Source organism: Rahnella sp. BCC 1045 (assembly GCF_019049615.1).
GTDB lineage: Bacteria > Pseudomonadota > Gammaproteobacteria > Enterobacterales > Enterobacteriaceae > Rahnella > Rahnella contaminans.
In genome coordinates this window covers 93986-118788 of the sequence record NZ_JAFMOZ010000129.1, presented here as the reverse complement: position 1 = coordinate 118788, position 24803 = coordinate 93986, and the positions used below count along the sequence as shown (strand labels likewise).

At 53.3% G+C, this 24803-nt stretch carries 21 protein-coding genes; 12 read left to right on the top strand and 9 right to left on the bottom strand.

Going from position 1 to position 24803, the window contains the following annotated elements; translation table 11 throughout:
• Window positions 1-35: 35 nt before the first annotated feature.
• The 3 genes from J1782_RS14520 to yieE all read right to left on the bottom strand — a co-directional run bounded on the left by J1782_RS14520 (window position 36) and on the right by yieE (window position 3902).
• Window positions 36-1211 carry an ABC transporter substrate-binding protein gene (locus tag J1782_RS14520; protein ID WP_217153384.1) on the bottom strand — a complete coding sequence of 392 codons (1176 nt, stop codon included), beginning with the start codon at window positions 1209-1211 and terminating at the stop codon, window positions 36-38.
• A gap of 211 nt (window positions 1212-1422) precedes the next feature.
• A complete protein-coding gene (locus tag J1782_RS14515; protein ID WP_152324303.1) occupies window positions 1423-2898 on the bottom strand; it encodes an amino acid permease in 1476 nt (491 codons plus the stop codon).
• A 134-nt stretch (window positions 2899-3032) separates the two neighbouring features.
• Complete coding sequence (yieE, locus tag J1782_RS14510; protein WP_152324304.1) at window positions 3033-3902, bottom strand: DNA-binding transcriptional regulator YeiE; 870 nt, start codon at window positions 3900-3902, stop codon at window positions 3033-3035.
• Between the two features lie 334 nt (window positions 3903-4236).
• Here yieE and J1782_RS14505 point away from each other — a divergent pair, with 334 nt between their 5' ends.
• Window positions 4237-5274 (top strand): YeiH family protein, encoded by a 1038-nt coding sequence (locus tag J1782_RS14505; RefSeq protein ID WP_254303082.1) that lies wholly within the window; start codon window positions 4237-4239, stop codon window positions 5272-5274.
• Window positions 5275-5362: 88 nt separating this feature from the next.
• Window positions 5363-6220, top strand: a complete 858-nt coding sequence (gene nfo, locus J1782_RS14500) for a deoxyribonuclease IV (protein ID WP_217153382.1) — start codon at window positions 5363-5365, stop codon at window positions 6218-6220.
• 77 nt (window positions 6221-6297) lie between these two features.
• Here nfo and fruA read toward each other — a convergent pair whose 3' ends face one another.
• Genes fruA through fruB form a run of 3 tightly spaced genes read right to left on the bottom strand, consistent with a single transcriptional unit; the run spans window position 6298 to window position 10073 of the window.
• Window positions 6298-7995 (bottom strand): PTS fructose transporter subunit IIBC, encoded by a 1698-nt coding sequence (fruA, locus tag J1782_RS14495; protein ID WP_152324307.1) that lies wholly within the window; start codon window positions 7993-7995, stop codon window positions 6298-6300.
• A 15-nt stretch (window positions 7996-8010) separates the two neighbouring features.
• Window positions 8011-8946 carry a 1-phosphofructokinase gene (gene fruK, locus J1782_RS14490; RefSeq protein WP_056778537.1) on the bottom strand — a complete coding sequence of 312 codons (936 nt, stop codon included), beginning with the start codon at window positions 8944-8946 and terminating at the stop codon, window positions 8011-8013.
• Window positions 8943-10073, bottom strand: a complete 1131-nt coding sequence (fruB, locus tag J1782_RS14485; RefSeq protein WP_152324308.1) for a fused PTS fructose transporter subunit IIA/HPr protein — start codon at window positions 10071-10073, stop codon at window positions 8943-8945. The genes fruK and fruB overlap by 4 nt, the downstream gene beginning before the upstream one ends.
• A 475-nt stretch (window positions 10074-10548) precedes the next feature.
• On the opposite strand from fruB, the gene J1782_RS14480 reads away from it, so the two are divergent.
• Window positions 10549-11763: a sugar efflux transporter gene (locus J1782_RS14480; RefSeq protein WP_217153381.1), complete on the top strand. Its 1215-nt coding sequence runs from the start codon at window positions 10549-10551 to the stop codon at window positions 11761-11763.
• Here the strand turns inward: J1782_RS14480 and J1782_RS14475 are convergent.
• Entirely contained in the window at window positions 11760-12014 is a 255-nt protein-coding gene (locus J1782_RS14475; protein ID WP_101076044.1) for a YkgJ family cysteine cluster protein, read from the bottom strand. The genes J1782_RS14480 and J1782_RS14475 overlap by 4 nt on opposite strands.
• 244 nt (window positions 12015-12258) lie before the next feature.
• On the opposite strand from J1782_RS14475, the gene yeiP reads away from it, so the two are divergent.
• Together yeiP and J1782_RS14465 are read left to right on the top strand one after the other, a co-directional pair.
• Window positions 12259-12831 (top strand): elongation factor P-like protein YeiP, encoded by a 573-nt coding sequence (yeiP, locus tag J1782_RS14470; RefSeq protein ID WP_152324310.1) that lies wholly within the window; start codon window positions 12259-12261, stop codon window positions 12829-12831.
• 271 nt (window positions 12832-13102) lie between these two features.
• Complete coding sequence (locus J1782_RS14465) at window positions 13103-14572, top strand: mannitol dehydrogenase family protein (RefSeq protein WP_217153380.1); 1470 nt, start codon at window positions 13103-13105, stop codon at window positions 14570-14572.
• Between the two features lie 58 nt (window positions 14573-14630).
• On the opposite strand, the gene J1782_RS14460 is transcribed toward J1782_RS14465, so the two are convergent.
• Both J1782_RS14460 and J1782_RS14455 read right to left on the bottom strand, forming a co-directional pair.
• A complete protein-coding gene (locus J1782_RS14460; RefSeq protein WP_152324312.1) occupies window positions 14631-15362 on the bottom strand; it encodes an FCD domain-containing protein in 732 nt (243 codons plus the stop codon).
• 257 nt (window positions 15363-15619) lie between these two features.
• Window positions 15620-15928: a hypothetical protein gene (locus J1782_RS14455; RefSeq protein ID WP_152324313.1), complete on the bottom strand. Its 309-nt coding sequence runs from the start codon at window positions 15926-15928 to the stop codon at window positions 15620-15622.
• 212 nt (window positions 15929-16140) lie between these two features.
• On the opposite strand from J1782_RS14455, the gene J1782_RS14450 reads away from it, so the two are divergent.
• The 7 genes from J1782_RS14450 (at window position 16141) to J1782_RS14420 (ending at window position 24803) form a co-directional block, all read left to right on the top strand.
• The gene (locus tag J1782_RS14450) at window positions 16141-17124 is read left to right on the top strand and encodes a GTP-binding protein (RefSeq protein ID WP_217153379.1); all 984 of its coding nucleotides are present in this window, start codon (window positions 16141-16143) and stop codon (window positions 17122-17124) included.
• 52 nt (window positions 17125-17176) lie between these two features.
• Window positions 17177-17890, top strand: a complete 714-nt coding sequence (locus tag J1782_RS14445; RefSeq protein WP_165058219.1) for a phosphatase PAP2 family protein — start codon at window positions 17177-17179, stop codon at window positions 17888-17890.
• 428 nt (window positions 17891-18318) lie between these two features.
• Window positions 18319-18894, top strand: a complete 576-nt coding sequence (mepS, locus tag J1782_RS14440; protein WP_152324316.1) for a bifunctional murein DD-endopeptidase/murein LD-carboxypeptidase — start codon at window positions 18319-18321, stop codon at window positions 18892-18894.
• A 165-nt stretch (window positions 18895-19059) separates the two neighbouring features.
• Entirely contained in the window at window positions 19060-20643 is a 1584-nt protein-coding gene (locus J1782_RS14435; RefSeq protein WP_244370486.1) for a cyclic di-GMP phosphodiesterase, read from the top strand.
• A gap of 200 nt (window positions 20644-20843) precedes the next feature.
• On the top strand, window positions 20844-22649 hold the full coding sequence (locus tag J1782_RS14430; protein ID WP_217153378.1) for an extracellular solute-binding protein: 1806 nt from the start codon (window positions 20844-20846) through the stop codon (window positions 22647-22649).
• A gap of 10 nt (window positions 22650-22659) precedes the next feature.
• Entirely contained in the window at window positions 22660-23754 is a 1095-nt protein-coding gene (gene yejB / locus J1782_RS14425) for a microcin C ABC transporter permease YejB (RefSeq protein WP_165058222.1), read from the top strand.
• Window positions 23754-24803 (top strand): ABC transporter permease, encoded by a 1050-nt coding sequence (locus tag J1782_RS14420; protein WP_217153377.1) that lies wholly within the window; start codon window positions 23754-23756, stop codon window positions 24801-24803. The genes yejB and J1782_RS14420 overlap by 1 nt, the downstream gene beginning before the upstream one ends.

Here is a 24803-nt window from a genome sequence, read left to right as displayed (position 1 = left end):
CTTCTGTCTCTTTAACGTAAAAACTGACGGCGGAATTACTTGCCGCTTTCCGGTTTAACCGCATCCGTCCAGTAAGTGCCTGTCGGTTCCACGGCAAGGAACTGCTTATAGAGTTGTTTCTGCGTTTCCTGCGGATCCAAATCCGCAAACTTCTCCGGATAAAATGCTTTGGCAAAGACCTGCACGGCCAGCACGTTATACGGCGAATTGTAATAATTGTGCCAGATGCCAAAACTGCGGCCATTTTCCACGGCTTTCAGCGTGCTGATGCCTTTACGTTGCAGGAGCGGCGTCAGGCTGGCACGTGCTTCTTCCGGCGTGGTTTGTGCGCCGAGCACTAACCCGGTTGGCGCCGGATCACCCGCTTTCGCCGGTTTCCCGCCACCGCTGACCAGATATACATCCGGCTGCGCCGCAATCACTTTTTCGAGATTGACCAGACCCAGCGGCCCCGGCAGCAACGGTTTGGCAATATTAACCCCACCCGCCTGATCGATGAAATCACCCATGTTGCCTTTACCGGCAGAACGGCAACATTCATCCGCGGTTGAGGCGCGTAATTCGATAAAGACTTTCGGTTTATCCTGCTCAGGAATGTCTTTCGTCACATCCGTGACGCGTTTGATGTTGTCCTGATAAAAGCGGATATAGTCCTGCGCCTGTTTTTCGCGGTTGAGCACTTTACCCAGCAGCTCCATGCTCGGCAGGGTATTTTTCAGCGGCGACGTGCGGAAATCAACAAAGACCACCGGCACACCGGCTTTCTGCAATTGTGTCACCAGCGCACTTTCTTTGCCCGGCCCGTGGCCCGACAAACCAAAAATCGCTAACTGCGGATTCAGCGTCAGCACTTTTTCCGGACTGATGCTATCGGCGCTGGTGTTACCAATCAGCGGGATTTTGTCGATCTGCGGGAATTTAGCCTGATACGTCGCGTACGTTTGCGGATCCAGCTTACGGAAATCGCCCTGCCAGCCCGCAATGCGGTCAAACGGCTTCTGGCCTTCGAGCAGGGAAACGGCAAAGAATAACCGCCCTTCTCCCAGCACTACACGCTGGACGTCATCCGGCACCGTGACCGTTCTTCCGGCAATATCCGTGACCGTCACCGCCTGAGCGCTCAGGCTTAACATGCCAAGGGTGCATCCTAATAATCCGCCAGCAATTCGTTTGCTGAACAGCGTACTGATAAAATTCTGCTGATAATTCATCTTCTTCCGATTCCTTTACGTTTCCCTGAAGTGGGGCTAACAATAAAAGAAATGATAACGATTATCAATGCAGTTTACAGAACCTATCAAGGTTACAGAGAGATCGGGCGCGGGGAAACAGGGCTGAAGTAACAAAGCATTACGGAAAGAAAGGTATAAAAAAAGCGGAGCCTGAGCTCCGCCTTTGCAACAAAATAGCCCTTCCGGTCAGTTATTTATCCACGTGTTCCGGGAATTCCATTTCGCTGTATTTCACCACTTTGGTGCCTTTGGTCAGCTTGTAGCCAAACCAGATGATCAGGAACAGTGGCAGACCAATGTACGTCGCCGCAACGCCGCCCCAGTCAATGGTATCTTTCAGGAACGCCTGATAGTTCTGGCCCAGCGTGATGATCAGACACAGCACAAAGGCAAAGACCGGGCCGAACGGGAAGAAGCCGGACAGATAAGGCAGTTTCTTCAGGTCAAGACCTTGTGAAACATAGCCGCGACGGAAACGGTAATGGCTCACCGCAATGCCCAGCCACGCAATAAAGCCCGTCATACCGGACGTGTTCAGCAGCCACAGGTAAACGGTCTGGTTACCAAACATTGAGCTCAGGAAGCACAGCGCGGCCACAATGGTGGTGGCGTAAAGTGCGTTGCGCGGCACACCGCCTTTCGACAGTTTGGCGAAAATGCGCGGCGCTTTACCTTCGCTGGCCAGCGTAAACAGCATACGGGTTGACGCGTACATGCCTGAGTTGCCGGCAGACAATACGGCGGTCAGGATCACGGCGTTCATCACCGCTGCGGCGGAAAGCAGACCGGCATTACGGAACACCAGCGTGAACGGGCTGACAGAGATATCGCCCACTTCGTTACGCAGCAAGCTTGGGTCGGTGTAAGGAATGATCAGGCTGATGACCAGAATCGCCAGAATATAGAACAGCAGGATACGCCAGAACACCTGACGCACTGCCCGTGGGATATTTTTGCCCGGGTTTTCAGATTCACCGGCGGCCACGCCAATCAGTTCGGTTCCCTGGAAGGAGAAACCGACGATCATCGCCACACCTATCATCGAGGCAAACCCGCCTGCAAACGGCGCATCACCGATTGTCCAGTTGTGCCAGCCCGCTGTTTCAGCACCCCGCATAATGCCGGTGATCATCAGCACGCCCACGGCGATGAAGATGATGACGGTGACCACCTTGATCAGGGAGAACCAGTATTCCGCTTCGCCGAAACCGCGTACGGAAATGTAGTTAAGCAGGAAGATCAGGCCGAGGAACAAGGCGCTCCAGATCCAGCCCGGCGTGTCCGGGAACCAGTAGTTCATCACCAGTTGTGAGGCCACGAGGTCAACGGCGATAGTTACCGCCCAGTTGTACCAGTAGTTCCAGCCCAGTGCGAAACCGAAACCTTCTTCGACATAACGGGAGCCATACGTGGAGAATGAACCGGAAACAGGCATGAATGCCGCGAGTTCACCGAGGCTGGTCATCAGGAAGTAAACCATGATGCCGATCAGTGCGTAGGACAGCAGTGCGCCGCCCGGGCCCGCCTGTGAAACTGTCGCGCCGGAGGCGACGAATAAACCCGTACCAATTGAACCGCCGATGGCGATCATCGTTAAGTGACGTGCCTTGAGCTCGCGACGCAGTGTGGGAGCCACCTGCGTATTTTTTGTAGGTTGTTGAGCCATTTTTACCCTATATCCGCTCGTCATTATAAAATTTAAGCGCGGATTGTAGCAAAACCTGCCGCTCTGAATAGCAGGAACGACCTGTTATAAGACACCTTCATAACAGGCCGCGGATCATTAGTGAAAGACCGTAATCAGGATTCGCGACAATAGGTTAAAAACCGCGATAAGGCGTTGGAGATGTGTTTCTGACGGTGATGAATGAGATAAAGCTTACGCACCAGCGGGGCAACCGGCAGGCGGATTTCCACCAGCGAGCCGCTGCTAAGCTGCTCGGCAATTACCCGGCGCGACAGACAGCTGATGCCAATTCCGTGACGCACCGCGTGCTTGATGGCCTCGGAATTTCCCAGCTCCATCACCAGATTGAAATCCGGTAACTGTGGCAGCAACATGTGATCTAACACTTCGCGCGTGCCCGAGCCGCGTTCACGCAAAATCCACGGTTCCCGCGCCAGCGCTTCAAGTGAAACCGTCTGCCCCGCCAGCGGATTTTCCGGCGCGACAAACACCACCAGTTCGTCATCCAGCCACGGTTGCGTAATCAGCTCCGGCAACTGGCACGGCCCTTCGATAAGCCCCAGATCCACCCGAAAATCAGAGACGGCGTTAATCACGTCATTGGTGTTGCCGACGTTAAGTTCCATCGGCGTATGCGGGAAATCCAGCCGGTATTCCGCAATCATCGCCGGCAGCATGTAATTACCGATGGTGCTGCTCGCACCGATGCGCAGCGAACCGTTGTCGTGATTAAACAGGCGCTCGATTTCGCCCGCCTGTTCAAGCAGCGCCAGCGCTTTCGGGTATAACAGACGCCCATGCTCATTGATTACCAGCCGTTTACCGACACGGTCAAATAATTGCACGCCAAGTTGGCCTTCGATATCGGCCAGTGCGGCACTCACCGCGGATTGTGATAATGAAAGCACCACCGAGGCCTGCGTAGTCGACCCGCTTTTCAGCACCTCGGCGAAAACTTCAAGTTGTCGCAATGTTATGTGCATAAATGTCCCGCTATCCTTACAAGCACTCCGGTCCGCTGATTGCTTGTTCAAAAATGTCTGCTCAGAAATCTGTTCAGAAGAAAAACCGCCGCGTACCGCACGCTTTCTCTTTCTTCAGTATAGACCCGTAGATCGGGGCGACCATTTTGCCCCCGGTTTTCAGCGCATTCTATACCAGTTTTTCAGATAGGTTATAAAGTTATAATCAATTTCATTTTTATATAAGCGCGGCGTAGCCTTATCGCATCACTCCTTAGATGAGGAAACGACGATGAATACATTGCCGCTCAATAAACGCGACACACTCAAAAATACCGTTCCGCAACCGCTGCGGATGAGTCGTGTCATTCCCGGCCTGGCGCTGACCGGCGTCATTACTGCTCTGGCTATCTGGCTGAGTGATTTTCCGGCGCTAAGCCAGCTCGGGCTGAGCGCCCTGACGCTGGCGATCGTTATCGGCATGGTTATCGGCAACACGTTTTATCCTGCCGCCCGGCCATGGTGCGAGGAAGGCGTCACGCTGGCAAAGCAGCGCCTGTTGCGGCTCGGCATCATTCTTTACGGCCTGCGCCTGACGTTCGCGCAAATCGCTGACGTCGGCGCAACCGGCATTCTGATTGACGCCATGATGCTGTGTTCCACCTTCGCGCTGGCCTGCTGGCTGGGACAACGCGTGTTTAAATTAGACCGCGACACCTCCATGCTCATCGGCGCAGGCAGCAGCATTTGTGGCGCGGCCGCCGTGATGGCGACAGAGCCGGTGCTCAACGCCAAAGCAGAAAAAGTCACGGTTGCCGTGGCTACGGTCGTTATTTTCGGCACCGCGGCCATCTTCCTGTATCCGTGGTTATGGCAACTTAACGCGCATTATCACTGGGTGAACCTCACGGCTGCACAGTTCGGGATTTATACCGGCTCGACGGTACATGAAGTGGCGCAGGTGGTTGCCGCCGGTCAGGGTGTCAGCCCGGACGCTGAAAACGCGGCGGTGATTGCCAAGATGATCCGCGTCATGATGCTTGCTCCGTTCCTGCTGCTGTTATCCGGCTGGATTGCCCGCGGTAAAGGTGTGAAAGAAGCCGGTGAGAAATCAGGTTTGCGTAACATCACGATCCCGTGGTTCGCGCTGATGTTCATTCTGGTGGCGGCGTTCAACTCGCTGGATATTCTGCCGCACAGCTGGATCCCGCCTCTCATCACGCTCGACACCGTGCTGCTTGCGATGGCGATGGCAGCGCTTGGCCTGACAACACACATCAGCGCGCTGCGTCAGGCGGGGCTGAAACCGATGTTGCTGGCGGCAATATTGTTTGTCTGGCTGATTGCAGGCGGCGCGGGGATCAACGAATTGGTTCAGCATCTTTTTGGCTAATGTTGCGGGTTTTAACACTTCTCTGCTGCGCCTGCCTTGTGCAGGCGCTATCATTCTCCCTTAGATCAAGAATAAATGAGGAGCGGAAATGAAGTTTATAGGAGCACACGTGAGTGCTGCGGGCGGCGTCGATCAGGCCGTGCTGCGGGCACACGAGCTGGAAGCCACGGCTTTTGCGCTTTTCACCAAGAACCAGCGTCAGTGGAAAGCGGCACCGTTGCCGGAAGATGTCATCGAAAAATTCAAAATAGCCTGTGAAAAGTATGGCTATCAGAGCAACCAGATTTTGCCGCATGACAGCTATCTGATTAACCTCGGCCACCCGGTTACCGAAGCGCTGGAAAAATCCCGCGAAGCTTTTCTTGATGAACTGCAACGTTGCGAACAGCTCGGCCTTTCGCTGCTCAATTTCCATCCGGGCAGCCACCTGATGCAAATCGATGAAGACAAATGTCTCGATCGCATTTCTGAATCCCTGAACATCGCGCTGGCACAGACGCAGGGCGTCACCGCCGTCATCGAAAACACCGCCGGTCAGGGCAGCAATCTGGGTTTCCGCTTTGAGCATCTGGCGAAAATTATTGATGGCGTCGAAGACAAAAGCCGCGTCGGCGTCTGCATTGATACCTGCCACGCTTTCGCCGCCGGTTACGATCTGCGAACTGTCGAAGAGTGCGAGAAGACCTTCAAACATTTCGAAGACGTTGTCGGATTTAAGTACCTGCGCGGTATGCATCTCAACGATGCGAAGAGCGAATTCAACAGCCGCGTCGACCGCCACCACAGCCTCGGTCAGGGAAACATTGGCAATACGGTGTTCAGCTGGATGATGCGCGACGCGCGGTTTGACGGTATCCCGATGATCCTCGAGACGGTTGATCCGGAGATCTGGAAAGATGAGATCGCGTGGTTAAAAGGGGAAGCGGCGGCTGAAGTCGCGGCTTAATTTTGCAGATAACCGCTGCAAAAAAAAGCGCGACTCATTTTTAAGTCGCGCTTCTCTCACCTGCTGAACAGCAATTATCAGGCTACTTTAGCGGCCAGCTGCGCATCTGAACGTTTCAGAACCGCATAAGCGCCACCCGCCAGAACGGTACCGGCAATAATCGCCACCAGGTAACCAAGTACCGGTGTGATTGCGCCTGGGATCAGCAGAACAAACAGACCACCGTGCGGTGCCATCAGTTGTGCATGGAATGCCATGGACAACGCACCGGTCAGTGCACCACCGGCGATACAGCACGGCAGAACACGCATCGGGTCACGGGCAGCGAACGGAATCGCACCTTCGGAGATAAAGCACAGGCCCAGAACCAGCGCTGCTTTACCGCCTTCGCGTTCACTTTGTTCGAACTTGTTACGCGCCAGCAAGGTCGCCAGACCCATCGCCAGTGGTGGCACCATACCGGCAGCCATGATGGCGGCCATTGGTGCGTACACGGAAGAACTCAGCAACGCGACGCCGAACGCGTAAGCCGCTTTGTTTACCGGGCCACCCATGTCGGTACACATCATCGCACCGAGGATTGCGCCGAGCAGTACGGCGTTCGCAGTACCCAGAGATTGCAGCCATGCGGTCAGACCTGACATGATTTTTGCCACCGGCGTACCGACAACATAAATCATCACCAGACCCGTAATCAGGCTCGCGACCAGCGGGATGATCAGGATAGGTTTCAGGGCTTCCATACTTTGCGGTAGCTTCAGCTTGCCACTGATAGCTTTCGCCACGTAACCCGCGAGGAAACCGGCAATTATACCGCCAAGGAAACCGGCACCGGTGCTCACGGCTAACATACCGCCGATAAGACCCGGCGTCAGGCCAGGACGGTCAGCGATGGAGAAGGCAATAAAGCCCGCCAGAACCGGAACCATCAACGCGAAGGCTGAAGCGCCCCCGATTTGCATCAGCGCAGCCGCCAGCGTGCCTTTAACTTCAAAGGCTTTAATACCGAAAACGAAGGACAACGCGATACACAAGCCACCCGCCACTACCATCGGCAGCATGTAAGACACGCCGGTCAGCAGGTGACGATATGGCCCAGAACCGCCCGCTTCTTTCTTCTTCGCCGTGGAAGTTGCGCCCTGTGCATTAGGGGCAAACACTTCGGCTTCTACCAGTGCTTTATCCAGCTCCTGTTTGGTCTTTTTCAATGCCAGACCGGTAGAGGTACGGTACATCGGCTTACCGGCGAACTTCGCCAGATCCACTTCGATGTCAGCCGCAACGATGACCAGATCTGCCGCCGCCACTTCTTCAGGCGTGATGGCGTTACCGGCACCGACGGAACCACGGGTTTCCACTTTCACCCACCAGCCGCGTTTTTTCGCTTCGCTTTCAATGGCTTCAGCCGCCATGAAAGTGTGCGCCACGCCGGTCGGGCAGGCGGTGATAGCAACGATACGTTTTGGACCAACTGCACCGGCAGGTGCTGATACGGCTACAGCCGGTGCCACGTAAGGTTTGGCTTCTGTCAGTGCGCGTGCCAGAAATGCCTGAGGATCGCGAACGGCATCCGCCACATCACCGGTATAAATGTTTTTACCTGTCAGCGTCGCATCGTTGGGTACGGTCTCACCGGCCACGATCACAACTTCAGCGTCAGCGGCCTGATCGACCACCTGATGCCCTGCTTTCGCCGCAGCAGCAGCGAGCAAATTTTTCGCCAGATGGCTGCGAGCCTGTCCCAGCGAACTGTCTATCATCAGCAGCGTTTTCATTCTGCCTCCTGCGGATTAAAAGGGTTTCAGATCAACACGGGCCATCATCGCCGCGAGCTGCGGACGATCGGTGACACCGACATTACTCTGGCTGACAGCCAGTGCGGCAACAGCCGTTGCCAGGCGTAGCGTATGTTCGCTGGATTCGCGCATCAGCAAGCCGTAAATCAGGCCACCGACCATGGAATCACCGGCACCGACGGTGCTGACAACTTCACAGGCTGGCGGTTTGGCGATCCACGCGCCGGAGGCGTTAACCCACAATGCGCCTTCAGCACCCAGAGAAATCACCACGTGGGCAATTCCCTGATCACGCAAGGCATGCGCAGCTTCAACCACGTCACTCAGTTCCGGCAATTTACGGCCAGCCCAGATTTCCAGTTCACGACGGTTAGGTTTAACCAGCCACGGTGCAGCTTTCAGACCGGCCACCAGTGCTTCACGGCTGCTGTCGAAAATGATGCAAGGACACTGCGCGCGCAGACGTTTCATCCAGTCAGTGAATGCGTCAGGATCAACGCCCGCTGGCAGGCTGCCGCTCACGGCGACCATGTCGAACTGACCCAGCCAGGACAGGGAATCCGTCACGAAACGTTCCCAGTCAGCAGGCGTCACATTGAAGCCGGAGAAGTTGAAGTCGCTGACTTCACCATCTTTTTCGGTCAGTTTGACGTTAATACGCGTACGGCCATTGACGACCTGGAAACGGTTCGCGATGCCCAGATCGCTGAACAGCAACTGGAAGCCGTCCTGATTTTCTTTGCCCAGGAAGCCGCCAACGGTGACGTCGATGCCGAGATCTTTCAGCACCTTCGCAACGTTGATGCCTTTACCGGCGGCGTGCAGACCGGTGGTTTGCACCAGATTGACTTCACCACGTTCGATTTCAGGCACATAGCCCACTAAATCGTACGCAGGGTTTAAAGTAATTGTGGCGACCCGACGGCTCATGCGCCCTCCCCAAGACCTTCGGCAATCGCTTCGCCGATGGTTTTTAATGCCAGTTCTGCATCTTCACCACTGGCGGTAAAGCGCAGGTGGTGACCTTTTTTCACGCCCAGCGCCACGACTTTCATCAGGCTGCGGCCGTTGGCAGGTTTACCGCTGCCATCAAGATTGGTAACGGTGATTTCACTGCTGAACTGTTTGATCACGTTCACTAATGCCGTGCCCGGACGCGCATGCAGGCCATGTTCGTTACGGATAACGAATTCAGCCGTCAGCACGTTGGCTTGTTCTTCGACTTCGCTGGTCAGCAATGCCAGCACGCCAACGGCATCTGCCGTCAGCAAGCGTTCAGCTTTATTGGCAATCAGCAGGTCGCTCAGGTAATTCAGCACGTCCAGCGGCTGGTCATCTGCGACAGAAATCGTCAGCAGCATAGAAACCTTTTCACCGGCCAGATCAAACGCCTGATGCGCACGGCTGACGGTGGCAGCACTTTTCAGATTGCCTTCCGTGCTGTCGCTCAGCCAGATGCCGTGCCCCAGATTCAGTGGTTTGCGGCTGATAACATCGCTGACGAAAGCGGTATCAACGGCACCCACCTGTTGCAGACGGCCTGCGTTCAGCGCCTGCAATGTGATCAGGCTTTCCGCCGCCACATCAACAGCAATCAGCTGGGTATCAAACAGGAATTCAGCGGCATTTTTCTCGCCCATCAGCAGGCTGCGCAGTTCTTCAGCTGAATCTGTTTTTGCCAGACGCTCAGCCACGCTGTCGTCACTTAAGACATGCGTCAGCTGACGCAGCAAACCGAGGTGTTCATCAGACCGCGCCGCGATGCCGATAACGACATAAGCAGTCTGCCCTTCGCCCCACGCGATGCCCTGCGGGAACTGGAAAACCTGGACGCCGGTATCAAGCACCAGATCACGGGTATCGGTGGTGCCGTGCGGGATAGCAATACCGTTGCCAAGGTATGTAGAAGTTTGCAGCTCACGCGCTAACATGCCGTCTACATAGCCTTCGCTGACGCGGCCAGCCTGAGTCAGTGCTGCTGCGACCTGGCGAATTGCTTCCTGCTTATCGCTGGCAGCCGCACCGAGATGAATATCTTGCTGTGACAGTTGGAACATAATTCTCCTCTCCTGCTGAAATTGAATCGTTTCAGCTTTACTGAGAAAAAAGGAGCGCCATCAAATTTCAGAAGAGAAACTGACAACGCTGAAACGTTTCAAGGAGTCTCAATCCGGCCTGTTTTTAAATCAAGCTTTCCCTGATTTGACGTAACAATTTTTTGATGCCACGCACAGTTTCCTTTTTTGCGACGCCCTGAAGCCTGTGACTTAACGCAAATGCTGAAGTCAGGCTGAAGCGGCCAAAAACAGTTTAGCTGAAGTTAGCTGGCGGGTTTGAGTGGATGACCTCCTCTGACCGGACGGCTGCCGGTTTGGGTTATTTTTAACACAATGTGCGGTTTTATTATTCAGTATGGCAAATACACTCCGGTTTACATTTTTGATGATCAAAACCTGTTTTTGTTTTTTTTAAACTGACGTAACATTCGCGCAAATTTCGTCCTCCTTCTCTTCACTCTGGTTCAGCTATCTAATGCGAATTTCTACAACGTCAGCCCGCCGCTTACCCGACATGACGTCGACTGCTTTTTTGATCATCGCCTTTCTCACAGGTATTGCCGGTGCCCTTCAGACCCCGACGCTCAGCCTGTTTCTGACCTCTCAGGTACACGTCAGCCCGTTTATGGTCGGCATCTTCTTCACCGGCAGCGCCGTGATTGGCATTTTCGTCAGCCAGCTGCTGGCGACCTGGTCGGACAAACGCGGTGACCGCAAAACGCTGATCCTGTATTGCTGCATTCTGGGCGCACTGGCGTGTGTCCTTTTCGCCTTCAACCGTAACTACTTTATTTTGCTGTTAATAGGCGTTTTACTGTCGAGTTTCGGCTCAACCGCCAACCCGCAAATGTTTGCCCTTGCGCGCGAGCATTCCGAGAAAACCGGGCGCGAAGCCGTGATGTTCAGCTCTATTTTGCGCGCACAGGTTTCTCTGGCCTGGGTTGTCGGGCCGCCGCTGGCTTTCGCCCTGTCGATGGGATTCGGATTTACCTTCATGTATTGCGCCGCCACGCTGGCGTTTCTGTTATGTGGCGCAATGGTCTGGATGTTCCTGCCCTCTATGCCTAAAGCGCACATCAAAACGACTGCCACGCTGGAAGCCCCGCGCCGCAACCGCCGCGACACGCTGATGTTGTTTATCGCCTGTTCCCTGATGTGGGCGGCCAACAGTATTTATCTGATCAATATGCCGCTGTATGTGGTGCGCGAACTGGGCTTGCCTGAGAAACTGGCGGGCGTGCTGATGGGCAGCGCCGCCTGTCTCGAAATCCCGACCATGCTGATCGCCGGATATCTGGCAAAACAGTTAGGTAAGCGTTTCCTGATGCGGTTTGCCGTACTGGCGGGGGTGATTTTCTACACCTGTATTTTATTTACGACCGGAGCCGCAGCGATGATTGCTTTACAGCTGCTGAACGCCATTTTCATCGGCATTCTGGCCGGCATCGGCATGCTGTATTTTCAGGATTTAATGCCGGGTCAGGCGGGTGCGGCGACAACGCTGTTCACCAATTCCACCCGTGCAGGCTGGATCCTCGCCGGTTCACTGGCGGGCGTGATTGCGCAGTTCTGGACGTACCACGCAGTGTTTTACGCCGCACTGGTGATGGTGGTGGGCGCGGTTGCGTGCATCTGGAATGTGAAAAACGTCGATAAGCCAGCGGAAGAAACGCCGGAAGCCGCAGCCTAAGGCGCGGTATCGGCTTCGAGTTTGATGAGATATGTCAGCGCCTGGTCGCGGTGTGTGAAACACATTTCGCGGCTGGCCTGCAGGCTGCCACAAACTTTTGGCCGCAGCGGCGAGGTGAAAATCTGGCACAGGAAGTTATCGGCCAGATGAATGCAGCGGGTGTTGGCGGGTTTGCCGTCCGGCATTCCGGGGATCGGGCTGGAAATTGAAGGCGCTATGCAACAGGCTCCGCAATCGGTACGACAGTCCATTAACAGCCTCCTCAGGCCTCATTTTGAGGCGCGACAATAGCAGGCGCGCAACACCGCCACCAGCGAAATATTTACTACTCTTTAACACTGTATATCGAACATTTTTAATGTCGGCCGGCAGACCACAAGAATTGCGTCAGAAAGCGGGTTTTCCCGACTCTTTTTACGCTATCTGCTTGCCTGAAATCGGCGGCGCGGGTAACGTGTCGCAAATTATTATTCTCTCTGCTGACAGGTTATTTATATGGCACGTGCTAACGAAATTAAACGCGGCTTCGTTGTGAACTACGACGGCAAATTGCTGCTGGTAAAAGACATTGATGTGCAGAGCCCAAGTGCCCGTGGTGCCAGCACCTTGTACAAAATGCGTTTCGCCGATGTGCGTACCGGCGGCAAAGTGGAAGAACGCTTCAAAGGTGACGACATTCTCGACACCGTCACCCTGACCCGCCGTAAGGTGAATTTCTCCTACGTTGACGGCGATGAGTACATCTTTATGGATGACGAAGACTTCACGCCTTACACCTTCAATAAAGCGCAGATTGAAGAAGAGCTGCTGTTCATTCCTGAAGAGGGTTTACAGGGTATGCAGGTTCTGACGCTGGACAGCCAGCTGCTGGCGCTGGAAATGCCACAGACAGTGGATCTGGAAATCGTTGAAACCGCGCCAGGTATCAAAGGTGCGTCTGCAAGCTCACGTACCAAACCTGCTGTGATGGCTACCGGCCTGAATATTCAGGTGCCAGAATATCTGAGCTCCGGCGACAAAATCCGCATTCATATTGCTGAACGTCGTTATATGGGCCGCGCAGACTAAGGTCAGTTGCCCCGCTTTTTAAGGGAACGCCACGGCGTTCCTTTTTTTGCCCCGCATTTCTCATCACAAATATCTCAGACACTCGATCTGTATCACAAAACGAGTGGCTGTCTGGACTTACCAATTCCCCTTTCTATCATATGACTTTACACTCTAAAGCCTGATTTCGGCTTAAATCGTCGCTTTATCCAGCATACTTTTCAGTTTACGGGTAAACAGCCCCAATTTGGCCTGACCAATTTCATTATTTCTGACTTGCCTGGAGTATTGCATGAAAACTATTGCCACAGCGTCCCTGCCAGCAGCAGTGTCATTACCTGGTTATGATCGTGACGCATTGAAAAGCCGCATTGTTCATCTCGGATTTGGTGCTTTCCATCGCGCCCATCAGGCATTGCTGACCAACCGGGTGTTAAACCAGCAAGGTGGCGACTGGGGGATCTGTGAAGTCAGCCTGTTTGGCAATGAGTCATTAATCAAAAGCTTACGCGGGCAGGATCATCTTTTTACCGTGCTGGAAAAAGGTGCCGAAGGAAATCAGGCCATTATCGTCGGCTCAGCGCATGAGTCGGTCCACGGCGGGATTGACGGGCTGGATGCCGTGCTGGCGAAACTGACCGAGCCACAAGTAGCAATTGTTTCACTGACCATCACCGAAAAAGGCTATTGCATTGAACCCGGCTCCGGCGAGCTGGATCTGCAAAATCCAAAAATTCAGCAGGATCTGGCCGGTGGTCAGGCGCCCTGCACAGCGCCCGGCGTGTTAGTGGAAGCCCTGCGTCTGCGTCATGAGCGCGGCCTGCGAGGCTTTACCGTACTGTGTTGCGACAATATTCCTGAAAATGGTCTGGTGGTCAAAAACGCCGTTCTGGGTATGGCGAAAGCCCGCTCAGCTGAACTGGCGAAGTGGATCACTGAGAACGTTTCTTTCCCAAGCACCATGGTTGACCGTATCGTTCCGGCGGCCACGGACACCACGCTGGAAGAAATCACCGAAGCGCTGGGCGGCGTGACTGACCCGTGCGGCATTGCCTGCGAACCGTTCATTCAGTGGGTGGTGGAAGATCACTTTGTTGCCGGCCGCCCTGACTGGGAAAAAGCCGGTGCGCAGATGGTTTCCGACGTTCTGCCGTTTGAACAGATGAAACTGCGGATGCTGAACGGCAGCCACTCATTCCTGGCCTATCTCGGTTATCTGGCCGGTTATCAGCACATCAACGATTGCATGGAAGATGCGAATTATAAAGCAGCAGCCCATCGCCTGATGCTGTCAGAACAGGCACCGACGCTGAGCGTAGAAGGTGTCGATCTCACCGCTTATGCCGACAGCCTGATTGCCCGTTACTGCAACACGGCGCTGAAACACCGCACCTGGCAAATCGCCATGGACGGAACAATGAAGCTTCCGCAACGTATGCTCGACTCCATCCGCTGGCATGTGAAAAACGGCGGTTCTTACGAGTTACTGGCGCTCGGCGTTGCGGGCTGGATGCGTTATATCGGCGGAACGGATGATGCGGGTCAGCCTATCGAGATTAAAGATCCAATGGCTGAAACTCTGGCTGAAATCGTGTCGTCTACCGCTGATGGCGAACCGCGTGTGAAAGCGCTGCTTGCGCTGACGGGCGTATTCGGTGAGCAATTGCCGCAGGAAGAAAAAGTGGTGCAGGCCATCCTGAATGCTTACGCCGACCTGCAAAGGGTTGGCGCGAAGAAAACCGTCGCGAAATACATGGGCTGAAAATCCACCGTATAAAAAAACGGCTGCTCCGGCAGCCGTTTCTTATTGTAGAGCAGAATCAGTCATTCAGTTCCGAAGGCACTGACGAAAAAAGGAAGCCGTCAAAAGACGGGTCATCGGCATCCGAGACTTTCAGCAGCATATCTTTTACATTTTCCAGATGCTGCCACATGGCCTGTTTCGCGGCTTTGGCATCACGGCGTAAAACCGCCTGAAGGATCGCCTGATGGTCCAGCAGCCATATCTGGCTGTAGTTTTTATCCCCGACGTGCTGGTGGATCCCTTCCCACATAGAGCTGCGCTGGCGAATCTGCCATAAATCGTCCACCAGTTTTACCAGTACGCTGTTTTGCGATGCCTGCGCCAGCAGTGCGTGGAAACGCTGATCTTCCACATCATCCGAAACACCGCGCGCAATACAACTTCGCTGCGCTTCAATCGCATCACGCATTTGAAGAATGTCGGTTTTGGTGGCCTGCATGGCCGCAAATGCCGCCACTTCACTTTCCAGCAACTGCCGCGCCTGCAACAGTTCAAACGGGCCGTAACCTCTGTCCGCATCTTCCTGCGGCAATACATCGGTCTGGTGCAACACGTAAACGCCGGAACCTTTGCGGACATCAACGACCTTCTCAAGTTCCAGCATAATCAGTGCCTCACGCACCACGCTGCGGCTCACCGAGTAAAACTCAGCAATATCACGTTCCGGTGGAAGGCGGTCGCCAGGGGCGTATTTTCCGGCATGGATATCACGGCGCAGATGGCCGCCAATCTCCTGATAAAGTCGCATAATGTCGCCCCGCTGGTGATGCTATGAAATTGGTCCTACACCTGAAACGGCTTTTTTCAGCGCTCCGGATGCCTGATACAGGAGGGGAAATTATAACATGTGGGCACAAAGGGGAAGAACCAGAGGGGAAAACTGACGACCCGATCAAAATTGGGTCAGCCAGTTTTCAAAGTTGTCGGGCCACTTAACGCTGATACTGTCTGTGCAGAAATGACCGGTGATGAACTAATCAGAAATGCTCATCGTTTTTCACAAATTCAGTTATACGACACCGTCATCAGCGCCAGATGAGGATTGTTGTTCACCTGTTGTGTCGTCACGTGGCCTAAAGACAGTGGCAGGCTGAAAGAAAGTGGATTCGTCGCGCTGATCTGACGCGCCTGCGTGACTTTCGCAGCGCCCCGCTCACAACTGCTGACAAGCTTATTTCCACCGGTTTTGAAGTTACAGCCACTTTCAACAATTGCGCCATAAAAATGGATAGTACCGGTTGATCCCGCGCTGGCGTACTGCATCATCCCTGAGGCCAAAACTCCCAAAAACAGTACCCATTTGATCCTGTTCATGGCAACACCTCATTTGAATTTACATTTTTAAAATTCACGATACATCCATTTAACATTAATAAATCTAAACCAATTAGCATCGGTCCGCTAAAAATAATTGAGTGCCGCGACGTCGAAACTAAGCAATCCATGTTATCCATCGGCACAACGCTGGATTTTCTTAAGTCGTCATTGCACATTGGCGTGTAAATTTATTTAAAGGATGCATGAAAATGACCAAAACCAACCTGATCACCGGCTTTCTGGGCAGCGGCAAAACGACGACGCTGCGCCATCTGCTGGCTCAGAAGCCTGAGGGAGAAAAATGGGCTGTATTGGTAAATGAATTTGGGGAAGTCGGGATTGACGGGGCATTGCTGGCGGACAGCGGCGCAGTGCTCAAAGAAATTCCCGGCGGATGCATGTGTTGCGTGAACGGCCTGCCGATGCAGGTGGGTCTCAATATGTTATTGCAACAGGCAAAACCTGATCGTCTGCTGATTGAACCTACCGGGCTGGGCCATCCGAAGCAGATCCTTTCTTTATTAACGTCTGAGGTTTACAAAAACTGGCTGACGCTCAACGCGACGTTATGCCTGATTGATCCCCGCCAGTTAAGCGATCAGCGCGTCATCGGTAATGAAAACTTCCGCGATCAGCTCGCTTCAGCAGACGTCATTATTGCCAATAAATCCGATGTGGCGCAGGCGCAGGATAATCAGGCGCTGGATGCATGGTTTAGCCTGAACGGCGGCGGACGTCAGCTGGTGACTGCCGTTCAGGGTGAGATTGACCCGGCGCTGCTCGATTTACCGCGTCTGAATCAGGCCGAATTACCCGCGGGTAAACATCATCATGCGCACGCCCCGGTGCGCGGGCTGGCCGCACTGAGCCTGCCGGAAACACAGCGCTGGCGTCGTGCGTTGAACGAAGCCGACGGTTACACCAGCTGCGGGTGGATTTTTGATGCTGAAACCGTCTTTGATACCGCGGGTATTCTCGACTGGGCGCGTCAGGCACCGGTTGACCGTGTGAAAGGCATTCTGCGTATTAAAGAGGGGACGTTGCTGGTAAATCGTCAGGGTAATGACCTGAGAATTGAAACCAAACCAATGGCGCCCTCAGACAGCAGAATTGAGCTGATTACTCGCGATAAAGCACAATGGAACACATTACAATCCACTTTGTTGAAGGTTCGTTTAAGTTCAACCGATTAAGTTAACGCTGACTAAATTAATACTTATCCTGCTAACAATAGGGCTTCCTGCTATGTGGCGCCGAAATATTCCAGCAATCCTGATACTCAACGTATTAGGCGTTGCTCTTTTCTTATCTTTCTATTTACCTGCAAACCATGGTTTCTGGTTCCCGATTGATAAATCGATTTTCTTCTTCTTTAACCGTCACCTGACGACGGACGCCTGGTTCCTGCATCTGGTCGCGGTGACCAATAACCGGGCTTTCGACGTGATTTCCCTGCTGGCAATGGGGGTGCTTTATCTGAGCTACTTCCTGAAACAAGACACCGCCGGCCGCCGCCGTTACGTCATTATTGGTTTTGTGATGCTGCTCACCGCCGTGGTACTCAATCAGCTCGGGCATTTGCTGCCGGTCAGCCATAAGAGCCCGTCGCTGAGTTTTGAGGGCGTTAATCGCGTCAGCCAGCTGACCGGGATCCCGACCAAAGATTCGTCCGCAGACAGCTTCCCGGGCGACCACGGCATGATGCTGATTATTTTCTCCTGCTTCATGTTGCGCTATCTGAGTAAGACGGCATTTGTGATTGCACTGGTGATCACCGCCATCTTCTCGCTGCCGCGCGTGATGATCGGGGCGCACTGGTTTACGGATATCGCGGTAGGTTCACTGTCTGTGGTGCTGGTCGGGGCAAGCTGGTGGCTGATGACGCCCGCCAGTGATTTGCTGATTAACTGGCTGGAGAGAAAACTCCCCGGTAAAAAAAGTCCTAATACGCCAGCCTGATTTTTCCATACATATAATTTAATTATGATCATGCAGAACGTTTTGTTCTGCATGATCTTTTTTCCAGACAATTCCCAGATATACTTTGCTAAATTATGGCTTGAAAACCCGCTTGTGATGCGGATTTAACCCAAATTAGTATAAAAATCACCCATCGTTTTTAACATCTTTACTTACATCAGCTTACATCACAATTTCTTATAAAAAATCCCGTAAAACCTCTCGCAATCCCTTATTCATTACGGTAATCTCCAAAACGCTTGAACAGAAATGTGGCAAAAACACCCGGTTTGAAGGAAAAAACGTGCTCTGACGCACATTTTGCCCGTTAGGTGTTTGTCCCATCTGATCGCGGCAGGTAGTCTCGCTTGGTTTGGTAATTTTAATAACGATTTCATCGTTAAGGACAGCAAGGGATAACAACAATAATGGTCAAGTCTCAACCGTTTCTGAGATATATCACGCGGCTGATTCCCGCGATTGGCGCAGCAATTATTCTTTCTGCGTGTAGTGGTACACATTCTTCGAACACAGAAAACGCACAAACTGATATGCGTGCAGTAAATGACAAAGACGGTCTTCTACTGCAAGCCTCTCAGGATGAATTCGAAGCAATGGTTCGTAACGTCAACGTTAAATCCAAAATTATGGATCAGTACGCTGGCTGGAAAGGCGTTCGTTATCGGTTAGGCGGTGACAGCAAGCGTGGTATCGATTGCTCAGCGTTCGTCCAGGTAACATTCCGCGAACAATTTGGTATGGACCTTCCACGTTCGACGTATGAACAGGAAGAAAAAGGTAAGAAAATCCAGCGTTCTAAACTACGCCCGGGTGATCTGGTATTGTTCGGTGCGGGCTCAACAGGGCGCCACGTCGGAATTTATTTAGGTAATGATCAGTTCGTTCATGCTTCCACCAGCGCAGGTGTGATGATTTCGAATTTGAACGAGACTTACTGGAATAAACGGTACCGCGAAGCAAGAAGAGTTCTGGCTAACGGCTGATTCCGTTACCCCATGATTTAATTCTTGTTGTCCCATACCAAGCGAATAAAAAAACGTCATCTCCGGATGGCGTTTTTTTATGCCTGTAATAAAGTGTATTAAGGGTCTGGTGTTTTTTAACTACGTTATACTTTTATTTCTTTGGCGAGAAAAAGGGCAAAACACATGGGTTTACGAACGGCGCTGACACACACCGTATTGCCCAAGCGCCGTTATTTGATACGAAGCCTCCTTTTTTCAGTGTTGTTCTTTATTCTGTTTATTATCGTCACGCTGACCGTGATCAAAGCCAACAATGCCCGCGAGCAGGGGCAGATTGCCGAAAGAACCTCAGAATTCAGTTCCCGCTATTTTCATCAGCTCACCGACACAATGCGCAGGATTGGTCTGCTGACGTCGGAATCCTGCCCTTCCGTTGCCAGTGAAATTAACCGCGAGGCCGCATTCAGCATTGCTGTCCGCGATTTCCAGCTGGTGCGCAACGGCATGGTTTTCTGTTCTTCTGCTTCCGGTAACCAGAACATTTCGGCCACACATTCACTTCACGATATTGATTTCGATAAAATGATGAGCATCGACCTGCAAATGGGCACCCCGGCAGTGCCCAATCGGCCAGTGATCATTGTCTGGCAGCGTAATCCCGGCATATCGAACGATGGCGTGATTGCCACGCTGGAACTGACTCTCTCGCCTTATATGCTTTTTGCGTTGCCCGGCACAGGTTATCGCGGTTTTGCACTGCTTATCGGCGACAGCGCGCTGATCTCTTCCGAGGAAGGGCTGGTTCCGGTCAGTAAGCTGCCTCAAAGCCATTTCACTGAAGTGAACCCCGGCGATCTCCCGTTCACGCTGCGCCTTTACTCCCCTTCCCTGACCGGCGACAACATTCGTTTCACCCTGCTCGGCGGATTGCTGCTCAGCCTGCTGGTGTGCGCGCTGATCTATTTCAGCCTGCTCAACCGGCACAACGTCGAACGTGAAATTCTCCGCGGCCTTAAAAACAAAGAATTCTTCGTGGAATACCAGCCGGTCATTGAATCCAGAAGTTTGAAAGTTACCGGCCTGGAAGCCCTGTTGCGCTGGCAGCATCCGATTGAAGGGCGCATTCCGCCGGATATCTTTATCGGTTACGCCGAAACGCAGGGTCTGATTGTCGAACTGACCCAGCATATGATGTCGATGGTCGCCGCCGACGCACACCAGCTGCAACACGCTTTACCTGAAAAATCTAAACTCAGCATTAATATTTCCCCGCACCACATGAGCAGGGTCAGCTTCCATGACGACGTGCTGAATTTCATCGAGGCATTACCGGAAAACGCCTTTCAGGTGATTTTTGAAATTACCGAACGGGGAATGATCGATACCGAAGGCGCACTGCGGGAATTCAACTGGCTGCGCCACCACAACATTGAGATTGCCATTGATGATTTCGGCACCGGGCACAGCGCCCTGATTTATCTGGAAAAGTTCACGCTTGATTACCTGAAAATTGATCGCGGATTCGTGATGTCCATTGACCAGAAAACGCTGATTGCGCCAGTGCTGGATACCGTCCTCAAGCTCACCGAAGAGCTGAAACTCAAGACCGTGGCAGAAGGCGTTGAAACCGAGTTGCAGTCGCAATATCTGCGCAATCACGGCGTCACCTATCTTCAGGGATATCTGTACAGCAAACCGCTGGGCGTCGGTGAACTGATGAATTTCATCCGCGATTTCAATGAGAAAGAAGCGACTTACCAGATTTAATCTGTATCAGCACTGTACTTTTTGTTCCATTTTTCTCTTCGCCGTCTGCCCATGAGTGTGATAAAAAGGCCGAAATCAGGGATGAAACCTGAGGCTGGTGTGTTACAAGGTCTTAGCGATCAATTGATTACCACTGAACAATAGCCTGCGGCGATCATGTCCGCGCCATGCTGTCGTCATCACAGGAGTGCAGATCCAGGATGTTTTCTCGCGTGTTTGCCGTTGCGCTGTGCCTGCTGAGTCTCAGCGCACAGGCCGAGGTCATACAAGACAGCTACGCGTTCGCAATTTTAGGCGAACCGAAATATGTCTCAAACTTCACTAGTTTTGACTACGTCAATCCCGCCGCGCCGAAGGGAGGGCAGATCACGCTGGCTGCCATCGGCACTTATGACAATTTCAACCGTTTCGCTTCCCGCGGTAATCCGGCGGTGCGCAGCGGTTCACTGTATGACCCGCTTTTCACGACATCAAGTGATGAAATCGGCAGCTACTATCCGCTGATTGCCGATTCTGCCCGTTACGACAGCCAGTACCGCTGGGTCGAAGTGGATATCAATCCCCGCGCCCGTTTCAATGACAACACGCCGATCACCGCCAGCGACGTCGAATTCACGTTCAAAAAATTCATGACGGAAGGCGTTCCGCAGTTCCGCGTGGTTTACAAGGGTGTGGAAGTCAAAGCCATATCGCGGCTGACGGTACGCATAGTGCTGCCGAAGGCTGACAAAGACATGATGCTGGGGCTGCTCGGCCTGCCGATCCTGCCCAAAGCATTCTGGGAAAAACATAAATTCAATGAGCCGCTGAGCACGCCACCGCTGGGCAGTGGCCCATATCGCATTAGTGATTACAAGCTTGGCCAGTACATCACTTACTCGCGCGTGCCGGATTACTGGGCCGCCAATCTTCCGGTTAACCGGGGTCGTTATAATTTCGATACGATCCGCTACGACTACTATCTTGACGATAACGTCGCCCTTGAAGCTTTCAAATCCGGTGCATTTGATTTCCGTATGGAAACCTCACCAAAGAACTGGTCTACGCAATATCAGGGCGGTAATTTCAGCAAAAACTTTATCGTGAAGGCCGATGAGGAAAATCAGGCGGCGCAGGATACGCGCTGGCTGGCGTTCAACATTCACCGCCCTCAGTTTGCCGACCGCAAGGTGCGCGAAGCCCTGACGCTGGCCTTTGATTTCGACTGGATGAACCGGGCACTTTACTTCGATGCCTATCAGCGCGTTGACAGTTATTTCCAGAATACGGAGTACGCCGCGAAAGATTACCCGAATGTAGCAGAACTTGCGTGGCTCGGGCCGCTCAAGAATCAGATTCCGGCTGAAGTGTTCAGCACGCTATATAAGCCGCCGCGCACTGACGGCACCGGTAATGACCGGGCAAATCTGCTGAAGGCGACGGGGCTGCTGAAAGAAGCCGGCTGGGAAGTCAGAAATCAGGTGCTGGTCAACAGCAAAACCGGCAAGCCGTTTACCTTTGAACTCCTGCTGCCCGGCGGCGGTAACTCGCAGTATGTCCTGCCGTTCCAGCATAATTTGCAGCGTCTGGGCATCAAAATGTCGATTCGTGAAGTCGACAATTCTCAGTTTGTCCGCCGCATGCGCCAGCGCGATTACGACATGATCCCGACGGTTTATCCGGCGATGTCTTACCCGAGCAGCGATTTACAGATTTACTGGAACACCAAATATCTGGATTCCACCTACAACAAACCGGGGGTCAGCGATCCGGCCATCGACAAACTCACCGATGAGATTGCCGCTAACCAGGGTAAACCGGACGCGCTGCTGTCGCTCGGCCATGCTTTGGACCGGGTGCTGACCTGGAATATGTATATGATCCCGATGTGGTATACCCATCACGAACGCTATGCCTATTGGGATAAATTCTCGATGCCTGCGATCGCTCCGGCCAACGGTCTGGAGCTGGATACGTGGTGGTATGACATGAACCGTGCAGCGCGTCTGCCTGCACAACGCCGTTGAGGAGCACAATGTGGCCGCTTATCTCTTAAGACGACTGCTTCTGGTGATCCCAACGCTTTGGGCCATCATTACAATCAACTTTTTTATCGTGCAGATTGCGCCCGGCGGCCCGGTAGATCAGGCCATAGCGGCGATAGAAATGGGACAATCCAGCGGGCTGCCGAATTCTGCCGGTAACAGCGGTAACGGAAAAGCGTCACCCGGCGTGGCCCAGTTTGGCGAAGGCCAGTATCGCGGTGCACGCGGGCTGGACCCTGAAGTTATCGCAGAAATTACCCATCGCTTTGGGTTTGATAAACCACTGCACGTCCGCTATTTCGAAATGCTCTCCAGCTATGTGCGCTTTGATTTTGGCGACAGCCTGTTTCGCGGTTCAACCGTCATGGGGCTGGTGAAAAGCGCGTTGCCGGTGTCTGTCAGTATTGGTTTGTGGAGCACGCTGATTATTTATCTGGTGTCGATCCCGCTTGGGATCCGCAAAGCAGTGCGCAACGGTTCACGGTTTGATACCTGGAGCAGCTCCTTTATTATCATCGGCTACGCCGTGCCTTCGTTTTTGTTTGCCATCCTGCTGATTGTTCTGTTTACCGGCGGCAGTTATCTCGACTGGTTCCCGCTGCGCGGCCTGACGTCGCCTAATTTCGACACGCTGCCGTGGTACGGTAAAATCACCGACTATCTCTGGCATGTCACATTACCGGTGCTGGCGACGGTCATTGGCGGGTTCGCGACGCTGACCATGCTGACCAAGAACTCCTTTATGGATGAAGTGAGCAAACAATACGTCGTGACCGCGCGGGCGAAAGGGCTGAACGAAAAGCAAATCTTGTACCGCCATGTCTTTCGCAACGCCATGCTGCTGGTGATTGCCGGTTTTCCGGCCACATTCATCAGCATGTTTTTCACCGGTTCCCTGCTGATTGAAGTCATGTTTTCCCTGCAAGGCTTAGGATTGCTGGGCTATGACGCCATCGTCCAGCGCGACTTCCCGGTGATTTTTGGCACGCTTTACGTTTTCACGCTGATTGGATTACTGCTTAATATCGTCAGCGACATCACTTACACGCTGGTTGATCCGCGTATCGACTTCGAGGGCCGTCACTGATGACCGTGAGACTCTTCAAACTCAGCACAGTCACTCAGACGCGCTGGGCACGTTTTTGCCAAAACCGGCGAGGATTCTGGTCCCTGTGGATCTTTATGGTTTTGCTGGTTCTGGTGCTGCTGTCCAACGTTCTCGCCAACGACAAGCCGCTGCTGGCGCGTTATCAGGGGCACTGGTATGTGCCTTTTATGGTGAATTACAGTGAAACCACGTTTGGCGGTGAGCTGGAAACGCCGGCGGATTATCAGGATCCGTTTGTGCTCAAACAGCTTGAAGATCACGGCTGGGCCATCTGGGCACCGGTGCGCAGCAGTTATAACTCGATTAATTTCTCGACCACGCAGCCCTTCCCTTCCCCGCCTTCGGCGAAAAACTGGCTGGGCACCGACAGCAACGGGCACGACGTGCTGGCGCAGATCCTGTATGGCTTACGGATTTCGCTGTTCTTCGGCATTTTCCTCACCGTCCTGACCTCGGTGATCGGCATTATTGCCGGTGCCACGCAGGGTTATTACGGCGGACTTATCGACCTGCTCGGGCAGCGTTTTATCGAAGTGTGGTCCAGCATTCCGACGCTGTTCCTGATCATTATTCTGGCCAGCGTGGTGCAGCCCAACTTCTGGTGGCTGTTGCTGATTACCGTGCTTTCGGGCTGGATGACGCTGGTGAGCGTCGTGCGCGCCGAATTCCTGCGCACCCGTAATTTTGATTACATCCGCGCCGCGCAGGCGATGGGCGTCAGCGACCGGGCCATCATGTGGCGTCATATGCTGCCCAATGCAATGGTCGCCACGCTGACATATCTGCCGTTTATTCTTTGCGGTTCCATCACCACGCTGACGTCGCTGGATTTCCTCGGTTTCGGATTACCGCTGGGTTCGCCTTCGCTGGGCACATTACTGATGGAAGGCAAAAATAATTTGCAGGCACCGTGGCTGGGCATCAGCGCATTTGTCGTGCTGGCGTCCCTGTTGTCCTTGCTGATTTTCATCGGTGAAGCGGTCCGTGACGCCTTCAACCCTTCTGCACATCACGGCGAGGCGCTCTGA